Origin of the sequence: Herbaspirillum rhizosphaerae (assembly GCF_001189965.1) — a bacterium.
In the GTDB taxonomy this organism is placed as follows: domain Bacteria; phylum Pseudomonadota; class Gammaproteobacteria; order Burkholderiales; family Burkholderiaceae_D; genus Herbaspirillum; species Herbaspirillum rhizosphaerae.
The window spans coordinates 1-19799 of record NZ_LFLU01000028.1; the positions used below are offsets into that span (position 1 = coordinate 1).

Consider the following 19799-nt stretch of genomic DNA (forward strand, 5'->3'; position numbering starts at 1 on the left):
CAGGGTTGTCCGAAGAAAGAAAAGAATCACTTAGGTACAGCAAGCCAGTCGGAACAAAACACCCTGCCAAAATGGCCCCAACTGCCAAATAAGTTACAATCCCCCTCATTCCATCAGCACCAATCCCCATGCGCCAATACCTCGATTTCATGCGCCATGTCTACGAACATGGCACCGAAAAAACCGACCGCACCGGCACCGGCACCCGTTCCGTCTTCGGCCACCAGATGCGCTTCAACCTGCAGGAAGGTTTCCCCCTGCTGACCACCAAGAAGCTGCATATCAAGTCCATCGTCCATGAGCTGATCTGGTTCCTGGCCGGCTCGACCAATATTGCTTATCTGAAAGAAAACGGCGTCAAGATCTGGGACGAGTGGGCCGATCCGGAAGGCAACCTGGGACCGATCTACGGCTACCAATGGCGTTCCTGGCCGGCGCCGAACGGCGAGCATATCGACCAGATCGCCCAAGTCGTCAGCCAGATCAAGAACAACCCGGACTCGCGCCGCCTGATCGTGTCGGCATGGAACGTGGCCGACATCCCGCAGATGAAGTTGCCGCCTTGTCATGCTTTCTTCCAGTTCTACGTCGCCGACGGCAAGCTGTCCTGCCAGTTGTACCAGCGCAGCGCCGATATCTTCCTCGGCGTGCCGTTCAACATCGCGTCCTACGCGCTGCTGACGCACATGGTTGCGCAACAGACCGGCCTCGATGTCGGCGACTTCGTCTGGACCGGCGGCGATTGCCATCTGTATTCCAACCACATGGAACAAGTGCAGGAACAACTCGCCCGCACACCAGGCCCCTTGCCGAAATTGCACATCAAGCGCAAGCCGGAAACCATCTTCGGCTACCAATTCGACGACTTCGAAATCACCGGTTACGAAGCGCAGGCCCACATCAAGGCGCCGGTCGCGGTCTGATCCTCCTGTTCTGCTTGTCCCAAGAAAACGCCTGCCGCCATGCAGGCGTTTTTATTTGGGCCGCGACAATCATGTGCATGAATCTTGCTTGCCCTGAGTACGCCGATTCCGGCGATCAACACGACCAATGGCGAGACGTATGGGAGCAATCGAAAAGTACAGCGAACTGGGCATCGACCTGCGTCTGGTCGAGAGTTTCGTGCTGGTGGCGCGCTGCGGCACCTTGTCGCAGGCGGAGGAAGAGAGCGGGATTTCCAAGGCGACGCTGAGCCGGCAGATGGCGCGACTGGAGGACTTGCTCGGACAACAACTGTTCATCCGCACCTCGCGCAAGGCGACGCTGACAGAGGCCGGACGTTTGCTTTACGATCGCGGTTCGCGCCTGATGCGCAACATGCAGACCGATCTTGAAACGGTATTGATCGACGTGCAGAATCTGAGCCAGGGCGTCAGCGGCGAACTGCATCTGATGACTACCAATTATTTCAGCACGACATTTGTCGCGCCTGCCGTCGAACGCTACATGTCGCTCTATCCCAACGTGCGCTGTCATCTGCGCATCGTGGAAGACAAACTGAATCCGGTGTTCCCTGACGAGGCGGATTGCTTTGTGTGCACCACACCGCCCGACCATCCCAACCTGATCGCCAAACGCATCGGTTCCTTCCACTGCCGCTTGTATGCCAGCCCCGCTTATCTCCAGCAGCACGGCGCGCCGCAACATCCGGGAGAGCTGTCCAGTCATCGCACCAACGTGCGCAGCGACGAACTGAGCGACGGCAAGTGGCGCTTCTATCGCGGACGTGAATGCGCAGAAGTCGCGCCTGCCTGCACGGTGGTGAGCAACGATTATTGGGTGGACAAGACGTTCTGCATCGACGGCTACGGCATCTCTTACCTGCCGGATTTTTTCACGCGCGTGGAAGTCGACGCCGGGGTGCTGGTGCCGGTCTTGCCTGAATGGGCGTCGGTAACCTTGCCGGTGTATTGCGTCTACCAGAAGCAACGCCACGCCTCGGAAAAGCTGAAGGCGTTCGTCAACCTGATGGCCGACAATTTCTCCAGCACCGAGACCTTCATGATGTACGTCGTGCTGGGCCGCAAGAATCAGGTCGGCGGCATGGCGGCGAAAACAGCGACGGCAACTGTCGCCGCCGCCCTGTAAAACTCAGGCGTAAGCGGGTACGCCCGGCATCACGATGAATCCCGGCAACGCCCGCACTCTGCGCAGCCAGCGATTGATGTTGTGATAGGCGGAACGGTCGATGCCGCCATCATGGCATAAGGCCGGATAGGCAAAACAGGCGATGTCGGCGATGGTCGGATGCGCCGCTGCGATCCATTGCTGACCGCGTATTTCGCATTCCGCCAGATGCTGGTCGAGGATCGCCAGCGCCTTGTGCGCGCCGCTGCGCGCAGCGGCGGCATCGATATGTTCATATCCCATCAACATGTCATGCAAACGCACGGCCGAAATCTGCATCAGCTCGCCGCCGGCAAATGCCAGCCACATGGCGATGCGCCCTTGCGTTGCCGGGTCGGCGGGATACCAGGTGGAGCTTGCGTCGTAGCGTGCGGCGATGTAGAGCAAGATCGCCTGGGCGTCGCGCAACACAAGGTCGCCGTCAACCAGCACTGGAATCTGTCCGAGCGGATTGATACGCAGGAAATCGGGCTGGCGATGCGCCTTGCCGGGATAGAAATCGACGGCGACTTTTTCATAGGGAAGATTCAGCATCGACAGCAACAGGCGCACCTTGTAGCAGCTGCCGGAAATCTCATAGTCGTAAAGCTTCATTGCGGCGATCCTTCTTTCACTTGCTGCGGCAAGACGCCGAATTGCATGCCCACTGCGCGCAACCAGCGGCGATAGCCGACACTGGCCGCGTCGGCGCGAGCCGGGATTTCATTTTTTTCATAGAGCGGGATGCGTCGCGGCGTCTGCTGCTCCAGGATCAGGCGGTCTTGCAGAAATACCGTCTGCTGAAAATGCAGCGCCTCGGTATCGGTCGTATGCGCTTCAAGCAACAGGGTATAGCCGAACACGCGGCAGTGCTCTTCATCGAGCGGCTGCACCAGCATGCCGATGTTGTCGAAGGCGCCCTCTTCTTCCGCCGTCTTGTAAAGCACGACGACGAACGGGCCCGAAGTGCGATAGATATAGGAGGTATCGCGTCCGGTGTCCGCTGCCGTTGATGCTTTCGGCTGATAGAACATGCATTCGGTGGCCCAGATTTCAGCCTCTTCCGCGCGTAGTTCTACTTTGTAATCGCGGATTTCCGTCACCGGTTCGGCGCCGAGAATGCCGGTGTGCACAAACGGGAAATGTCCCATGTCGAGGAAATTCTCGACCAGCCGCTGCGGCGAGGTACGCACGTAGACGCCGCCCCAAGTGATCATGCGGCGCCGCGGATCGGCGAATTCTTCCACTTCGATCATCGGCCTGGCTTCGCCGGCAAGGCAGACCCAGACATGGCCGTAACGCGTGCGAACCTGTACCGGGCGTTGCGGCGTCAGGTCGCCGTCCAGCTCATGCAACTCGTGCACCTCAAACACATCGTCCTTGCGCAGACAGACAATCTCTTGTCCCAATACGCGCGTGCGATAAGGCACAGCTTGCTGCACATCGGTAATCGCGCCGATAACGATCCATTCGCGCAAGGCGACCGGGTCGGTGGTCTTGCTCATGATGCGCCTCCTTTCAGTGTCAGTTGCACCCGCTGCAGCTGCGACGACAACGCCAGCAGCCAGGCCGTCGGTGCCGTTACACCGGCTGGTGTCAGGGCGGCAAGATGGATGCCGGTCTTGCCTTCGCCGGCGTCTTGCAAGGCGTACAGACAGCCGTTTTGCGGTGCGTTGCCATCGGCTGGCAGCCAGTATCCGGCGTTCTCATCGAGGCCGGCATGCAGCAGGCCATGCGCGTCGGGCGCGTCGAACGACAAGGACGACATGGCCGCGCGCACCTGCGTCAACGCGGCAGCAAGATAAACCGAACGCACCGGGGTGCTGCGCATTGCGGCAAGGTGTTCAGGCATGGCGGGCGCTTGCCCTCTCCAGATAATGCCGTGCGCTTCCTGCACGCCATGCGTCTGCAGGAAGATCACATTGGACGGCGTGTGCGACGGATGCGCCGGGATGTATTTGCATTGGCCCTGATGATCGTAGGACCAGCCGTGATAAAGGCAATTGAGGCGGTCGTCGCGAACGAAGCCGAAATGCAGGCGCATGCCACGGTGCGGACAACGGTTCTGGTTGGCGTGCAGCGCTCCGGTGGAATCGCGCCACAACGCCATTTCCAGCTCCGGCGCGCGCGCCAGGATGACCTGACTGCACTCCACCGCATTGCTCAGAGCGAGTGCTTGTGAAACCGTCATGCGATGCTCCTTCAAATGTCAATGCTCAATGTCAATATTCAATGTTCAAGTGGTGAAAGCACCAAGTATGCCTTCGACGTACCAATCCATTTTGCGTATATCGGCGTCCGCCAGCGCTGCTCCGGCGGCAAGGCGCTGCTTGCCGCCGGTGTCCTTCACCGGACCGGTGAACGGACGCACCGTTCCGGCCGCAAGGCGTGCTTCATACGCGCGCAAGCGTTCCATGCCGGCAGCAGGGATGGCGGGATTGTAAGGCGCCATCTTGACGATGCCCGCCCGCACGCCGTCCCAGCGATCGGTGGCGACCCAGTTGTTGTCCAGCACGCGCCGCGCTGCTTCGACGTAGACGCCGGACCAATCGAGGGTGAATGAAGTCAGTTGCCCCTTCGGAGCGAATTTGCGGAAATCGCTGGCATAGCCGACGCTCCACGCACCCTTTTCTTCCGCCACCTTGACGCCGGTGATGTCGCCGGAGGTCGACAGCAGGACGTCGGCATGCGAAGCCAGCAGGGAGGCGGCAGCTTCGCGCTCCTTGGCCGGATCGATCCAGGTATTGAGCCAGACTACTTTGCAGACGATAGTCGGATCGACCGAACGCGCCCCCAGCAAGAAGGCATTCGCGGTGGCGATCAGATCCGGAATCGGAAAACCGCCGATGAAGCCAAGGATCTTGCTCTTGCTGACCGAAGCGGCAGCGATGCCGGCAAGATATGAACCTTCGTAATAGCGTGCTTCGAAGGTGGAAAGATTGCCCAGCGTGTGCAGGCCAGAACAGTGCTCGAAGCGAACGTCGGGAAACTCGCGCGCCACCTTCATGATCGGCGTCATGTGCGAAAAACTGGTGCCGAAAATCAGCTGATGCCCCTGTCCGGCGAGATCGCGGAAGACACGCTCGGCATCCAAAGGATTAAAAATATTGGTGATTGCCATGGTTTGCGCCCGGCCCGGAAAAGCAGCATCAATCGCCTGCCGCGCCAGATCATGCTGTTTGGCCCAGCCGTAGTCGCCGACGGCGGATACATGGACCACGCCGACTTTGAGCGGCGCGGAAACAGAAGAGGCTGCAAACGCAGGTAAGGACTGCCCCATCAGCGAAACCGGTACTGCGCTTGCTGCAGCATGCTTGAGAAAAGTGCGGCGATTGAATCCCATGGTTGCTCCTTGTTGTCGGTGCTGCATTATTGCGTCGGCAAACCGGGAGGATCAACAGGGCGCATGCGCATCTGCTTTTCAATTTTGAAACGATGGGGCACAGCGGACGACTGCGGCCATGGCAAAAAATATTGCCAAACGAGCACTCAGAAAAAAATCTGAGTTTTGTTCGGCATATTTCATTCATCTGAAATAAAAAATCGATGCAAATAACGAAAATTCTGTCTTTCGGTAACAACGCGTAAATCCGCCTTTCCAATGCATTCCCAAAAACTATACTCGCGCAGGATTTGCGCCTGCAGCCTGCAAGACGCCTCCGCGTCCGGCAGGCGACGACGGCAAAATTCCACTCAAGGACACCGGCTCACGCAGCCGGTTTTTATTTGCGCTATGGAAAAGGAGAAGAACATGAGTTTACTGAAACGAATGACGGCGGAGAGCCTCGGGACCTTCTGGCTGGTGCTGGGCGGCGCCGGCAGTGCCGTACTGGCCGCAGCGTTCCCTGGCCTGGGGATCGGTTTTGCCGGCGTGGCGCTGGCCTTCGGCCTGACGGTGCTGACCGGTGCGTATGCGCTGGGCCACATCTCGGGCGGCCACTTCAATCCGGCGATCACCGTCGGGCTGACGATAGGCCGTCGCTTTGCAGCGAAGGATGTGATTCCGTATATCGTCGCGCAAGTGGTCGGCGCGGTCATCGCCAGCGCCGTGCTGGCCTACATCGCTTCGGGCAAGCCGGGCTTTGATCTGGTGGCCAGCGGATTCGCCGCCAACGGTTTTGGCGAACACTCGCCGGGACAGTATTCGCAGGCGGCAGCGTTTGTGACGGAAGTGGTGCTGAGCTTCATCTTCCTGATCGTCATCCTCGGCTCGACCGACAAGCGCGCACCGGCAGGTTTTGCGCCGATCGCCATCGGCCTGGCGCTGACGCTGATCCATCTGATCTCGATTCCCGTGACGAACACTTCGGTGAACCCTGCCCGTTCGACCGGGCCAGCGCTGTTCGTCGGCGGCTGGGCTTTGCAGCAGCTGTGGCTGTTCTGGGTGGCGCCGATGGTCGGTGCGGCGATTGCCGGGGCGGTCTATCCCTTCATGACGGAAGAGCAGTAAGCGCGGAAGGAGCCGCACGCAAGCTGCGGCTCTTTCTCTTCATCAACAGCGATCCCCTCGCCTGCCGGCGTTAAGTCAAATCGGTGCTTAGCTAAGTTGTAATAGTTATTTCACTTTGCGCACCGCAGCATCTATAGTGCATCGACAGACATTCAAAGGATTCCGTCATGCGCAACCTTCCGAAATCGATTGCTATCCTGACCTCCGTGGCTGTGATCGCCATCCTGGCGCTGCCGGCTCAGTCGCAGTGGGATGCCTTTGCGTTTGCAGCCGCAGCGGCGATGACGGGATTGGGATTGCTGTATCCGTGGGCGCTATCCCGCGAAACGACCGGGATCGGCCGCAGTGCGCGCCGCGACATGCAGGAGGTCGATGTCGGTCCGGCCACGACCGCCCTTCTGTTCTGAGCTGCCATTGCCGTATTGAATTGAAGCAGGTCCGGACGCTGCACCGGACCGCCGCGAGAAATCAGGACGCTCCCCGGGCCTTCTCCGGCGTGCCTCCGAAGCCCGTGGCAGGATTGCCGTATTGCGCGTCATCCTTCCATCCACCGCCCAGGGCCTTGTAGAGCGAGACTGTCGCCTGCAAGCGTTGCAGCTTGATCTGCCCCAGCTGGTTTTGCGCTTCCGACAGTATCCGCTGCGTATCCAGCACCACCATCAGATCTTCGGCGCCGACGCGATAGCGGATTTCCGACAGCTCGAACGCAAAGCGCGCCTGATCGACTTCCTGGTTCTTGAGGCGGTAGCGCTCTTCCAGGCTGCGAATCGCCCCCAGTGATTTTTCCACTTCCGACAAGCCGCTGACGACTGCCGAACGGTAGACCTGCACCAGTTCCTGCTTTTGTGCGATGGCGAGATCGCGCTGGCTGCTCAGGCGGCCGGCGTCGAAGATCGGCGCGGTCAGCGATGCGCCGAGGTTGGCCAGCAGATTGGGACCGTCGAACAGCGACAGCAAGGCATTGCTTTGCGCGCCGGTGGAGCCGGTCAGGCGGATGCTGGGGAACAGCGCCGCGCGCGCCACCGCAACGTTGGCGTTGGCTTCGGCCAGACGCGCTTCGGCGCGGCGGATATCGGGGCGGCGCGTCAGCAGTTCCGACGGCAAACCGGGCGCGATCTTCGGCATCTGGATCGCCGCCAAGCCTTTTTCATTGACGATAAAACTTTGCGGCGGACGGCCGAGCAAGGTCGCCAGCGCCGTCTGTGCGTCGCGCTCTTGCTGCATCAGGTCGGGAAGCGCGGCCTGCTGGTTCGCCAGGGCCGAACGCTGACGTGCCAGATCGAGCGGCGAGGCGGCGCCGGCGCGGCTCTGCGATTCGACCAGCTTGAGCACGCGCTGGGCATTGGCGACGTTTTGCTGGGCAATCTGCAAACGGTCGCGCAGCGACAGCACTTGCAGGAAGGTCGAGACGATGCCGCTGGTCACCGTCAGCGCGACGGTTTCGCGATCGTAGATATTGGCGCGCAGCGAAGCTTCCGCAGCGGCGAGGCCGGCCTTGTTCTTGCCCCAGAAGTCGACCTCATAATTGATCTCCAGCATGCCGCTGGCGCTGGTGGTCGCGGTGCCGCCGCTGAGCGGCAGACTACGGTTGGCGCTGGAGGCGATGTCGGCATCCGGCAGCAAGGGCGCGCCGGCGATGCGGGCGTTGGCTTCGGCCTGGCGCACGCGCGACATGGCGGCGGCGATTTCGAAATTGTTTTTTTGTCCTTCGGTGACCAGGCTGCTCAGTTCGGTGCTGCCGAACTGCTTCCACCAGTCGGCATCGAGGACGATCTGTCCGGCGCTGTCGGCGCCGGCGCTCGACGCGGCAACCGAGGGATCGCTCCACTGTGTCGGCACGTCCACCTTTTGCACCGGCTCGACGTCGACCTGGGTCGCAGCACAACCGGCCAGCATCAACGCCAGCACGGCCGCGCTGAGGGGCTTCATCGAATGGTCACCGGAGAAAAACGCCATGAAAAACCTGTAGCAAAATTGGGGGCTGAAAAAAATTAACCGGCTTTGTCGCCGGTGCGTGCTGCGGAAGATGGCGCCGCCACAGATGCCGGCAACAATACCTGCTCCCCTTCCGCCAGCCCGGAAACGACCTGCGCCTTGTCGGCGTTGCGGATGCCGATCCTGACGTCGCGCGTTTCGAGCTTACCGTCGGCGTGCAGGATCTTCAGCTTTTGCATGCCCTTGTTGTCCGGCTTGACGACCAGCGATGCGGGAATCGTCACCGCATGTTCCACCCTGGACAGCACGAAGAAAACGTCTGCCGTCATGCCGGCCATCAATTCGCGGCTGGGATTGGCGACATCGAACAATACCGTGTAAAACGCTTTCTTGCCTTGCTTGCCGGTGTCGTCCGCCGGCAGCAGCATGATCTGCCGCAGCTTGCCGGCCCAGCGCTTGCCGGGATAGCCGGGCGTGCTGAAGTAGGCCGTCATGCCCTTGTGCAACTGGGTCACGTCTTCTTCCGCCACGCGCGCCTGCACGCTCATCTTGCTCAGATCCGAAATGCGCATGAGCACATCCTGATTGGCCGACAGGGTCTGGCCGATGCGCGCCGACAAGGCCACCACCGTGCCGCTGATGGGCGCGACGATCTTGGTCTGCTTCTGCACCGCCTCGTCTTCCTTCATGGTGGCATCAAGCTGCTGGATCTGCGCGTTGATGGCGTCGACCTTGGCGGCAGCGGAATACATGCCCATGCGGCTGGACTCGAAGGCTTCTTCACGCGTGGCGTTCTCGGCCTTCAATTGCGTCTGGCGCTGGAATTGCAGCTGGGCGAAATCGAGCTGGGCGTTTTGCCCCGCCAGTTCCGCCTTGAGGCGCGCCATCTGGGCGCGGTTGTTTTCAGCGCGGCCGGCTTGCACCACCGGCGAGATGGCCACCAGCAGCTTGCCTTCCTTGACCGCTTCGCCGATACCGACGTAGACGTCTGAAATCTGTCCGGTGACCTTGGTGCCGACGTCGACGTAACTCTGCATGGCGACGTTGCCGGTGGCGTTGACGACCTGCTCGATGTCGGCGCGTTCGGCGATAACGGTTTCCAGCCGGACCGGCACCGGTTGCGGATGACGCTGGCGATAGCCGTACCAGCCGACCACGCCGGCCGATACCACCAGCAGCAAGGCCAGCGCGCTCCAGCCGCGGCGGATCAGCCTGCGCCGGCGCTCATCGGGCACGGCGACCGGATCGGCCAAGTGGCGATTTTCTGCGGTCATGTCGGACATGTCTTCCACGTCGTCTCTCCTCATTTCGCCACCATCCAGGATGAATGCCGCGTCGGCTGACTCCAGACCGCCAGATGCAGCTCCGACAACAGGCGCGGATCATCCAGCAGCGTGTGCTTCTGTTTCTCGGTCAATACCGCCGGCCCGCGGCGCAGCGCTTGCAGCACCAGCGAATCGCCCGCGCCGCGGCTGACTGCCGGCATGCGCGGATGGTCGTGGGCGCTGGCGCACACCAGCGCGTTGACGGACGGATCGACGACGGCGTCGATGAAGCCCGGCAAGGGCGCGGTCGCATTCAGGTGCGACACCGTGTCGCGCAACTCGCGGGGCGCGTCGACTTCTTCGGGAATCGAAAACAGCTTGGAACGCCGGAACAGGCGACCGAAGGACACCCGGCTCGACAGCACCGACAGCGGCACCGACAAGGCCAGCGAACCGGCGATCGGCATCAGCCACCAGATGAACGAGGGATTGAGCCAGTAAACGGTCGCGCCCCAAGCCACACCGAGCACCGAATGCACGCCGTGGCGACGCAAGGCTTCGCCCCAGCCGGTTTCATTGTCGGCGCGCGGCGGCGACTTCCAGCTCAACGCCCAGCCGAGGAAAGCGCCGAGCACGAAGCGCGTGTGGAACAGCATGCGCACCGGCGCCAGCATCATCGAAAACAGCAGTTCGATGAACATGCTCAGCGTCACGCGCACCGCGCCGCCATATCCTTTTGCGCCCTTGGCGATGATCAACAACACGCTCAGGATCTTCGGCAGGAACAGGATGGTGGCGGTCGCCGAGACCAGCGCCAATGCCTTCTCCGGATGCCACTCGGGCCAGATCGGGAACAGCTGGCGCGGCTCGACGAAGTATTGCGGATCGATCAGCGTATGCGTCGCCAGCAGCACCGTCGACAAGGCCAGGAACAAGGCCCACAGCGGCGCCGACAAATACGCCATCACGCCGGTGACGAACACCGCGCGATGCACGATGTGCATGCCGCGCGCCAGGAACAGGCGGAAGTTCATCAGGTTGCCCTGGCACCAGCGGCGGTCGCGGCTGAGTTCGTCGAGCAGGTTGGGCGGCATTTCTTCGTAACTGCCGTCGAGGTCGTAAGCGATCCACACCGACCAGCCGGCGCGACGCATCAGCGAGGCCTCGACAAAGTCATGCGAGAGAATAGCTCCGGACAGATTGCCGTCGCCGGGCAGCGGCGCCAGCGCGCAATGCTTCATGAACGGTTCGAGGCGGATGATGGCGTTGTGGCCCCAATAATGCGACTCGCCCAGTTGCCAGTAGTGCAGGCCGGCGGTGAACAAGGGACCGTAGACGCGCGTCGAGAATTGCTGGATGCGCGCATACAGCGTGTCGCGTCCGGCAGCGCGCGGCGCAGTCTGGATGATGCCGGCGCTGGGATGCGCTTCCATCAGGCGCACCAGCGTCGACAGGCATTGGCCGCTCATCACGCTGTCGGCGTCGAGCACCAGCATGTAGCGATAATCGGCGCCCCAGCGCCGGCAGAAATCGTCGATGTTGCCGCTCTTGCGTTTGACGCGGCGGCGGCGATGCCGATAGAAGATGCGGCCGAAACCGCCGACGTCCTTGCACAGATTGGCCCAGGCTTGCGTCTCGGCGGCGCAGATGTCGGACTCGCCGCTGTCGCTGAGGACGAAGAAATCGAAACGATCAAGATCGCCGTGGCGCTCCACCGATTCATAGGTCGCGCGCAAGCCGGCAAACACGCGCGCCACATCTTCGTTGCAGATCGGCATGACGATGGCGGTGCGCGCTCCCGGCGCGATCCATTTGGGGCCGGCCTGTTCGTGCGAGATCAGGTAGGGATCGTCGCCGCGCATGAGCACCAGGAAGCCGGTCATGGCCGTCCAGAAGCCCGCCGACACCCAGCAGAACAGCAAGGCGAACAGCGCCAGCACTACCATCTCCAGCGGCTTCTCGCCGTGGTAGGGCAAAACGTCGCTCATGAAGTAAGTCGCCAGCGCGCTTTGCATCAGCATCAGGACCAGCAGCACGATGCGGCGCACGTTGCCGCTGTGGGTCCAGTAGCCGCGCGGATCGGGTGAATCGGGCAGGTCCAGCGTGTCTTCGATGAAGACCGGCTCTTTCAGCGGCAGGCCCTTGCGGCGGGCGGCGCGCTGCTCGAATTTGCGCGTGGCTTCTTCGACCCAGCGCGAGAGCGGATTGAGCGTGCCCCAGGGACGCGGCACCATGGATTTGCGATTGAGCGGCGGCGCGACCTTGATGTCGTCGCCGGGCCCCGGGACCGCGCCGGCAGCAGCCGGTATCTGCGTGGCGATGGCCTTGGCGGCGCCCTGCGGATACAGCAGCTCAAGCCGTGCGGCAACCGAGTCCTGCGCCGGATTGTCGGACACGCTAGCGGATGCCCCGTTATCTCCCGCCAGCAGCCCGTGCAGGTCGCGCATGGCGTCGCCGGAATCCAACTCGCCCGCGCGGGCGGCCAGCGCCCGGCGCTGTTCAGGCGTCAGCGGCAGACGGTCGAGATAGCGCTCCAGTTGTTGCGATGTTTCAGAGGCTTGCCTCAGTTGGGGGGTAATATGTAGCTCCACGTTTCGGACAGGGTTGCGCCGGGACCGTTTTGCGCAGCGTTCCTCAGGAATCCACGCAGTTCGACCGGCTTGTTATCTTCATTGCGGCGCAGTTTCAACTCCATGCGCCAGCCGCCGGTGACGTCATTGCGGCGGGTCGTCACGCTGACCACCTTGCCGTTGCCGTCACTCTCCACTGTCCCCTCCACCCTGGCATTGGCCGGCAGTTTCTTGAGTGCCGTGCCGTCGAAGTCTATCGACATGCCTATCGTATCGTCGCTCTTGGCGCGGTAGCCGTGACCAAGGCGCGTTTGCGCCACCCAGGCCAGCGGCGGTTTCTTTTCCGTTTCTTTCTGCCAGTACATCTTGTACTCGACGTTGAACGGCTGGCCCTGCTTGGGCATGCTGTTCGGCATCCAGTAGGCCACGATGTTGTCGTTGGTTTCGTCCGGCGTCGGAATCTGCACCAGCTCGACCCGGCCCGCGCCCCATTTGCCCTTGGGTTCGATCCAGGTGCTTGGACGCGCTTCGTAGTGATAGTCCAGGTCTTCATAACTGGAGAACTGGCGATCGCGCTGCATCAGGCCGAAGCCGAGCGGATTGTCGAGGCTGAACGCGGTCACCAGCAAACGCTTGGGATTGACCAGCGGACGCCAGATCCATTCGCCGGTGCCGGACTGGATCGACAAACCGTCGGAGTCATGCACTTCCGGACGGAAGTCGTCGGCCGGACCGTTCTGGTTTTCGCCGAAGAAGAACATGCTGGTCAGCGGTGCGATGCCGAGCTTGGTGACGTTGGCGCGCAGGTAAAGCTGCGCCTTGACGTCGATGGTCGTATCCACGCCGGGGCGCAGCACGAAGCGATAGGCGCCGGTGGCGCGCGGCGAATCCAGCAGCGCATAGATCGTCAGTTCCTTGTCGCCGGGATTGGGACGGCTCAGCCAGAATTCGGTAAAGCGCGGAAATTCCTCGCCCGAATACAGCGCCGTGTCGATCGCCAGGCCCCGCGCCGATATGCCGTAGCCCTGGCCCTTGCCCATCGCGCGGAAATAGCTCGCGCCGAGGAAGGTCAGAACGTCGTCCTTTTCCTTGGCCGAGTTGACCGGATAGCGGATGCGGAATCCGGCAAAGCCGATATTGCGCACGCGGCGCGGATCGATGCGCGTATGGCTGTAATCGAACAGGCCCGAATTGAACACGATCTCGCGCACGCCGCCTCCGACGATTTCATTGATGCGCACCGGTTCCACATAAGCGCCGCCCTGATGGACGAAGGACAACTCGAACGGCAGCTTCTCGGGACGCCAGTAAGCGCGGTCCTGTTTGAAATGCAGCTGATTGGCCTGTTCGTAGCTGAGATCCTTGATTTCCTTGGGCAACTTGTCGGCGGGCTTCTTGTACGACTTGCCCGCCAGCGCCTTGGCGCGCACGGCAACGTCGTTGAAGTCGAACGCCGCCGCATTGTTTGCATAAAGGGCCAGCAGCGCAGTGAGCGCAGCCGGCAAGATGATATGAATAGCTTGCCCAATAAGACGGGACGATTTGACGGAAGCTTTCAAGGCGCTCCGCCGATACAAAGTAAAAAACATTGGATTTCCGTCTGACATGCAGTTTTTCTTATCCGATAACGCCCTTCCGGCGTGTCGAAAGATGGCGTAGTTTACCCAATGTTGCACAAGTTGGCCCAAAAGCCGGCCCGGATAAACCCCAATATCCTCGAAACGCCATGGCGGCGCAGCATCCGGCAGCCTTCCGACAAAACTTCCCGCCAGTTGCAACGCAATTGCAGGATTATTGCCACGGAGAACCATCGCTTGCGCAAAGCCGGCCGGGCTTTCCGCTTACCGGGGATACCTCTATAAGGGCAATTCCTTCCCAGAAAGTTCCATCCCGGCGGACCTGTCCTGTAACATAGCGGCCTCAGCACCGGTGCGGCGCAACACGGCGCCCGCCGGTTTCCGGCAATCCTACACAAGTATCGGCATGTCACCTACATCTTCCGCCTCCGGCGCGCTGTGCGTCATCGTCGCCACCGACAGCAAGCACGGCATCGGCATCAACAACACCCTGCCCTGGCACCTGCCGGAAGATCTGGCGCACTTCAAGCGCACCACCTCGGGCCACCCGATCATCATGGGCCGCAAGACCTTCGACTCCATCGGACGCCCCTTGCCGAATCGCCGTAATATCGTCATCACGCGCAATCGGGAGTGGTCGCACGCCGGCGTCGAAACCGTATCATCTTTGCAAGAAGCCGCGGCGCTGGTCGCGGGCACGGACGCCTTCATCATCGGCGGCGCCCAGATCTACGCCGAATCGCTGCCGCTGGCCACACGCCTGATCGTCACCGAGATCGGCAAAAGCTTCGACTGCGACGCTTTCTTTCCGGCCATCGATCCCCAACTGTGGCAAGAGGCGGCGCGTGAAACCCACCGTTCGGAAAGCCAGGAATTTGACTACGCATTTGTGACATACGAAAGACGCTGAAAGGGTCCGGGGATTTTTTGTTGTTTTTCCCTGATTTTCAACAAAATCGGCATGAGTTTTCGCCCCATCATTTCTGGATTTCTGCGAAAATTCGGCTTCTTTTTTAGAACCTGCCCCACTTGCCCCGTCGCCGCGATCCGGCACGACACCGTGAGCAACAGGTTCATGAAGGTTCTGCTAGGCTGGAAGCCCACCCAGGCTTCCTTTTTGCAGCGACATAGTTTTGACCGGTTTGCCAAGCTCATACCAACCGCAACCGTCCGAGCGCGTAAGCTTTTCGCCCAGGCGCAGTCGAAGTTTTAACTGAACTGAACGCATGACCTTTATCCCACATGCGTTCTCCTGGAGAACCTATGAAATTCCGTTTCCCCATCGTCATCATCGACGAAGATTTCCGCTCTGAAAACACTTCCGGCCTGGGCATCCGCGCCCTGGCCGACGCCATCAAGGAAGAAGGCATGGAAGTGCTGGGCGTGACCAGCTACGGCGACCTGTCGCAGTTCGCCCAGCAGCAGTCGCGCGCCTCCGCCTTCATCCTGTCGATCGACGATGAAGAATTCGGCGCCGGCTCGTCCGAAGAAACCGACTTCGCGCTGAAATCGCTGCGCGCCTTCGTCGGCGAAATCCGCCACAAGAACGCCGACATCCCGATTTACCTGTACGGCGAAACCCGCACTTCGCGCGACATCCCCAACGACATCCTGCGCGAACTGCACGGCTTCATCCACATGTTCGAAGACACGCCGGAATTCGTGGCGCGCCACATCATCCGCGAAGCCAAGTCCTATCTCGACGGCCTGGCGCCGCCGTTCTTCCGCGCGCTGGTGCACTACGCGCAGGACGGTTCGTATTCGTGGCACTGCCCCGGCCACTCGGGCGGTGTGGCTTTCCTGAAGTCGCCGATCGGCCAGATGTTCCATCAATTCTTCGGCGAGAACATGCTGCGCGCCGACGTCTGCAACGCCGTCGAAGAACTCGGCCAGCTGCTCGACCACACCGGTCCGGTCGCCGATTCGGAACGCAATGCCGCGCGCATCTTCAATGCCGACCACTGCTACTTCGTCACCAACGGCACCTCGACCTCCAACAAGATGGTGTGGCACTCGACGGTTGCACCGGGCGACATCGTCGTGGTCGACCGCAACTGCCACAAGTCCATCCTGCACTCCATCATCATGACCGGCGCAATCCCCGTGTTCCTGATGCCGACGCGCAACCACCTCGGCATCATCGGACCGATTCCGCTGGAAGAGTTCACGATGGAAAGCATCCGCAAGAAGATCGAAGCCAACCCGTTCGCGCGCGAAGCCGTCAACAAGAAGCCGCGCATCCTGACCATCACGCAATCGACCTACGACGGCGTGGTGTACAACGTCGAAACGCTGAAGGAAATGCTGGACGGCGAAATCGACACGCTGCACTTTGACGAAGCCTGGCTGCCGCACGCGACCTTCCATGACTTCTACAAAGACATGCACGCCATCGGCAAGGACCGTCCGCGCGCCAAGAAGTCGATGATCTTCTCGACCCAGTCGACCCACAAGCTGCTGGCCGGCCTGTCGCAAGCCTCGCAAATCCTGGTGCGCGAATCGGAAACCGTGCAGCTGGATCAGGACGCCTTCAACGAAGCCTTCCTGATGCACACCTCGACCTCGCCGCAATATTCGATCATCGCCTCCTGCGACGTTGCCGCAGCGATGATGGAAGCGCCGGGCGGCACCGCGCTGGTGGAAGAAAGCATCCTCGAAGCGCTCGACTTCCGCCGCGCCATGAAGAAGATCGACCAGGAATTCGGCCAGGACTGGTGGTTCCAGGTGTGGGGCCCGAACAGCTTCTCGGCCGACGGCATCGGCGAGCGCGAAGACTGGGTCATCAAGGCGGAAGACGACTGGCACGGTTTCGGCAACCTGGCGCCGGGCTTCAACATGCTGGACCCGATCAAGGCCACCATCGTCACCCCCGGCCTGTCGCTCGACGGCAAGTTCGGCGAGAACGGCATCCCGGCGTCGATCGTCACCAAGTACCTGGCGGAACACGGCGTGATCGTCGAGAAATGCGGCCTGTATTCCTTCTTCATCATGTTCACCATCGGCATCACCAAGGGCCGCTGGAACACGCTGGTGACGGCGCTGCAGCAGTTCAAGGACGACTACGACAAGAACCAGCCGATCTGGCGCATCCTGCCCGAGTTCGCCGCCGCGAACCAGGGCCGCAACGCGCGCTACGAGCGCCTGGGCCTGCGCGACCTGTGCCAGCAGATCCACGAGACTTACCGCGCCTACGACGTGGCGCGCCTGACGACGGAGATGTACCTGTCCGACATGCAGCCGGCGATGAAGCCGTCCGATGCGTTCTCGAAAATGGCCCACCGCGAAATCGACCGCGTGCCGCTGGACGAGCTCGAAGGCCGCGTTACATCGATCCTGTTGACGCCATATCCTCCGGGCATCCCGCTGCTGATTCCGGGCGAGATCTTCAACAAGACCATCGTCGACTACCTGAAGTTTGCGCGTGATTTCAACGAGAAATTCCCGGGCTTCGAAACCGACGTGCACGGCCTGGTCAAGCGCGAAGTGGATGGCCGCCGCGATTACTTTGTGGATTGCGTGCGTCAATAAACTATCAATAAGCTGTCCTCACAGACAAACAAAAAAGCCGATACCGCATTGCCGGTATCGGCTTTTTTCATTCAGATCAGTTTTCTATTGCCGACAGTCTGCGGCTCGTCAAAAACGATCACTGCTCAACGCAAAAAAATCATCCCGGATGCCGCTCCACCGAACAGCAGCCACAGCGGATGGATCTTGGTCTTGATTGAGATAGCCGCGGTCGCGGCGGTTATTACCGCGAGGATGCCGTTGCTGACCGAGGCGTGCGCGATCAGCGCGGCGCTGGCAGCGACCAGGCCGGCCGTCACCGGCAGCAGGCCGGATTGCACGTGGCGGCGCCATGGCTTGTCCTTGAAACGCTCCCACACGTGCAGCATCACGATGGTCACCAGCGACGAGGGGCCGAACTTGGCCAGCGTCGTCACCAGCATGCCGTAGAAACCGGCCACGTGCCAGCCGACCAGCGTCACGATCATCAGGTTGGGACCGGGTGCCGCTTGCCCCAGGGCGAACAGGGCGCTGAAATCTTCCGCCGTCATCCAGTGGTGCACTTCCACCACCTGGCGCTGCATCTCCGGCAGGATGGTGTTGCCGCCGCCGAACGCCAGCACCGACAGTTCGGAAAAAATCAGGGCCAGTGAAATCAGGGTTTCGCTCATTTTGCGGCTCCCTTCTCTGCATTGGCTGTCGCGGCCTTCTTGTCCGCGAATTTCGCCGTGATCACCACGCTCACCGGCGTCATCACCAGCATGGTCCACAGCAGCGGGATGCGCAGCCAGGCGATGGCGATGAAGCAGGCCGTGGCCAGCGCCGCCAGCACCAGGTTCTTGCGCAGCGGCAGCGCGATCTTGACCGCCATCTGAATCAACAAGCCGGCGGCCGCAGCGGCCAGCCCGGCGAACAGATGCTTGATATTGGGATCGTTCTGGTAATGCTGGTAGAGGATGCCCAGCATGATCACCACCATCGACGGCACCGCGATCAGGCCGAAGATCGCCGAGACGGCGCCCTTGACGCCGCGAAAGCGCATGCCCAGCGCCACCGACAGGTTGATGATGTTGCCGCCCGGCAGGAACTGGCAAAGACCCAGCAACTCGACGAACTCCGCTTCGGTAAGCCAGCGATGACGTTCGACGACCATCCGATGCGCCAGCGGCAAGGCGCCGCCGAAGGCCGTCATGCCGAGGCCGAGAAAGCCGAGGAACAGGTCTTTCGAGGTCGGGATCACGCGGCCGGAGGCGCGATCGTCGTGGCCGTCCATGGCGCCCGTCGCAGGGACAGCGGCCGGCGTGGACGTCGTTGCGGATGTGGAATCCGGGGGAATATTTTGATTGTGCATGATGGTTCGCCTTCTCTGCGGGGACTTGTGCCGCCACAAACGAAAGGCTACTCTTGCAGAGTTATTTTGTCTAATATATGGCAAGCACATCATCCATATTTAAATCATATGTCATCCATCGATCTGCGCCTGTTGCGCTACTTCATCGCCGTCGCCGAAGAGGGCCATCTGACCAAGGCCGCGCAACGCATCGGCATCCAGCAGCCGCCGCTGAGCCAACAGATACGAGCGCTGGAGAATGAGCTGGGCGTGACCCTGTTCAACCGCCTGCCGCGCGGCATGGAGCTGACCGAAAGCGGCCACGCCCTGCTCACCGATGCGCGTATTATTTTGTCCCAGGTCGATTCGACCGTTGCAGGTGTGCGACGAATTGCACGCGGGGAACTCGGCCGTATCGCCGTCGGCTTCACCGAGTCGGCCTCGCTGCATCCCTTCGTGCCGACCGTGATCCGCGCCTTCCGCGGCGTTGCGCCTGACGTGGCGCTGACCGTGGAAGAAAGCAGCACGACCGACCTGGTCGCCCTGCTGAGCCAGAACCGCATCGACGTCGCCTTCATCCGCTCGCCGGTGGGCGACATCAGCGACATCACCATCGAAACCATGATGGTCGAAGAAATGATCGTGGCCCTGCCCTCGGGACATCCGCTGGTGCGCAACAAGCGGCGCAAGAGCGTGCCGCTGGCGGCGCTGGCGGAAGAGATTTTCGTGCTCAACCGCCGCCCCAGCGGACCGGGCCTGTACGACACCATCATCGCCGCCTGCCGCGCCGCCGGTTTCAGTCCGCGCGTGGAACAGGAGGCGCGCAAGAACCTGTCGACGCTGAGCCTGGTGGCAGCGGGTCTCGGCATCTCCATCATCCCGGCATCGATGCGCCATGTCGAACTGGAATCGGTCGCCTACCTCAGCATCGAAGACGCGCCCGAACTGAAAGCGCCGCTGCATCTGGCCTACCGCGACAACGACCAGTCGGGTGCGGTGAAGCGCTTTATCGGCGAAGCCAGGAAGTGCGCGAAGGCCGGCAAGAAACGCTGAATACAC

General features: G+C 61.3%; 17 protein-coding genes. 7 read left to right on the plus strand and 10 right to left on the minus strand.

Translation table 11 applies throughout. From position 1 onward, the window contains the following. Positions 1–128: 128 nt before the first annotated feature. On the plus strand, positions 129–923 hold the full coding sequence (locus tag AKL25_RS22980) for a thymidylate synthase (RefSeq protein ID WP_050480034.1): 795 nt from the start codon (positions 129–131) through the stop codon (positions 921–923). Between the two features lie 139 nt (positions 924–1062). Next, a complete protein-coding gene (locus AKL25_RS22985) occupies positions 1063–2088 on the plus strand; it encodes a LysR family transcriptional regulator (RefSeq protein ID WP_050480035.1) in 1026 nt (341 codons plus the stop codon). Positions 2089–2091: 3 nt separating this feature from the next. Here AKL25_RS22985 and AKL25_RS22990 read toward each other — a convergent pair whose 3' ends face one another. The 4 genes from AKL25_RS22990 to AKL25_RS23005 are packed head-to-tail and all read right to left on the minus strand — an operon-like array spanning position 2092 to position 5449. Next, a complete protein-coding gene (locus AKL25_RS22990; RefSeq protein WP_050480036.1) occupies positions 2092–2721 on the minus strand; it encodes a glutathione S-transferase family protein in 630 nt (209 codons plus the stop codon). Beyond that, complete coding sequence (locus AKL25_RS22995; RefSeq protein ID WP_050480037.1) at positions 2718–3611, minus strand: aromatic ring-hydroxylating oxygenase subunit alpha; 894 nt, start codon at positions 3609–3611, stop codon at positions 2718–2720. Before AKL25_RS22995 ends, AKL25_RS22990 begins: the two co-directional genes overlap by 4 nt. Next, a complete protein-coding gene (locus AKL25_RS23000; protein ID WP_050480038.1) occupies positions 3608–4297 on the minus strand; it encodes a Rieske 2Fe-2S domain-containing protein in 690 nt (229 codons plus the stop codon). Before AKL25_RS23000 ends, AKL25_RS22995 begins: the two co-directional genes overlap by 4 nt. 45 nt (positions 4298–4342) lie before the next feature. After that, the gene (locus AKL25_RS23005) at positions 4343–5449 is read right to left on the minus strand and encodes a BMP family ABC transporter substrate-binding protein (protein WP_050480039.1); all 1107 of its coding nucleotides are present in this window, start codon (positions 5447–5449) and stop codon (positions 4343–4345) included. 408 nt (positions 5450–5857) lie between these two features. Here AKL25_RS23005 and aqpZ point away from each other — a divergent pair, with 408 nt between their 5' ends. Beyond that, positions 5858–6556: an aquaporin Z gene (gene aqpZ / locus AKL25_RS23010; protein WP_050480040.1), complete on the plus strand. Its 699-nt coding sequence runs from the start codon at positions 5858–5860 to the stop codon at positions 6554–6556. Between the two features lie 167 nt (positions 6557–6723). Continuing rightward, a complete protein-coding gene (locus AKL25_RS23015) occupies positions 6724–6963 on the plus strand; it encodes a hypothetical protein (RefSeq protein WP_050480041.1) in 240 nt (79 codons plus the stop codon). A 61-nt stretch (positions 6964–7024) separates the two neighbouring features. Here AKL25_RS23015 and AKL25_RS23020 read toward each other — a convergent pair whose 3' ends face one another. The 4 genes from AKL25_RS23020 to AKL25_RS23035 form a co-directional block, all read right to left on the minus strand. Further along, entirely contained in the window at positions 7025–8485 is a 1461-nt protein-coding gene (locus AKL25_RS23020; RefSeq protein WP_240475844.1) for an efflux transporter outer membrane subunit, read from the minus strand. A gap of 62 nt (positions 8486–8547) precedes the next feature. Then, complete coding sequence (locus AKL25_RS23025) at positions 8548–9798, minus strand: efflux RND transporter periplasmic adaptor subunit (RefSeq protein WP_050480043.1); 1251 nt, start codon at positions 9796–9798, stop codon at positions 8548–8550. Continuing rightward, positions 9795–12347, minus strand: a complete 2553-nt coding sequence (gene mdoH / locus AKL25_RS23030) for a glucans biosynthesis glucosyltransferase MdoH (RefSeq protein WP_050480044.1) — start codon at positions 12345–12347, stop codon at positions 9795–9797. Before mdoH ends, AKL25_RS23025 begins: the two co-directional genes overlap by 4 nt. Continuing rightward, positions 12320–13915 (minus strand): glucan biosynthesis protein G, encoded by a 1596-nt coding sequence (locus AKL25_RS23035; protein ID WP_083444849.1) that lies wholly within the window; start codon positions 13913–13915, stop codon positions 12320–12322. Before AKL25_RS23035 ends, mdoH begins: the two co-directional genes overlap by 28 nt. A gap of 394 nt (positions 13916–14309) precedes the next feature. On the opposite strand from AKL25_RS23035, the gene AKL25_RS23040 reads away from it, so the two are divergent. Together AKL25_RS23040 and AKL25_RS23050 are read left to right on the plus strand one after the other, a co-directional pair. Beyond that, entirely contained in the window at positions 14310–14813 is a 504-nt protein-coding gene (locus tag AKL25_RS23040) for a dihydrofolate reductase (protein WP_050480045.1), read from the plus strand. A gap of 353 nt (positions 14814–15166) precedes the next feature. Continuing rightward, positions 15167–17431 (plus strand): arginine/lysine/ornithine decarboxylase, encoded by a 2265-nt coding sequence (locus tag AKL25_RS23050; RefSeq protein ID WP_050480047.1) that lies wholly within the window; start codon positions 15167–15169, stop codon positions 17429–17431. Positions 17432–17556: 125 nt separating this feature from the next. On the opposite strand, the gene AKL25_RS23055 is transcribed toward AKL25_RS23050, so the two are convergent. Both AKL25_RS23055 and AKL25_RS23060 read right to left on the minus strand, forming a co-directional pair. Further along, positions 17557–18081 (minus strand): chromate transporter, encoded by a 525-nt coding sequence (locus AKL25_RS23055; protein ID WP_050480048.1) that lies wholly within the window; start codon positions 18079–18081, stop codon positions 17557–17559. Next, positions 18078–18683 carry a chromate transporter gene (locus tag AKL25_RS23060; RefSeq protein ID WP_050480049.1) on the minus strand — a complete coding sequence of 202 codons (606 nt, stop codon included), beginning with the start codon at positions 18681–18683 and terminating at the stop codon, positions 18078–18080. Before AKL25_RS23060 ends, AKL25_RS23055 begins: the two co-directional genes overlap by 4 nt. 186 nt (positions 18684–18869) lie before the next feature. On the opposite strand from AKL25_RS23060, the gene AKL25_RS23065 reads away from it, so the two are divergent. Further along, positions 18870–19793: a LysR family transcriptional regulator gene (locus AKL25_RS23065; protein ID WP_050480050.1), complete on the plus strand. Its 924-nt coding sequence runs from the start codon at positions 18870–18872 to the stop codon at positions 19791–19793. Positions 19794–19799: the final 6 nt, after the last annotated feature.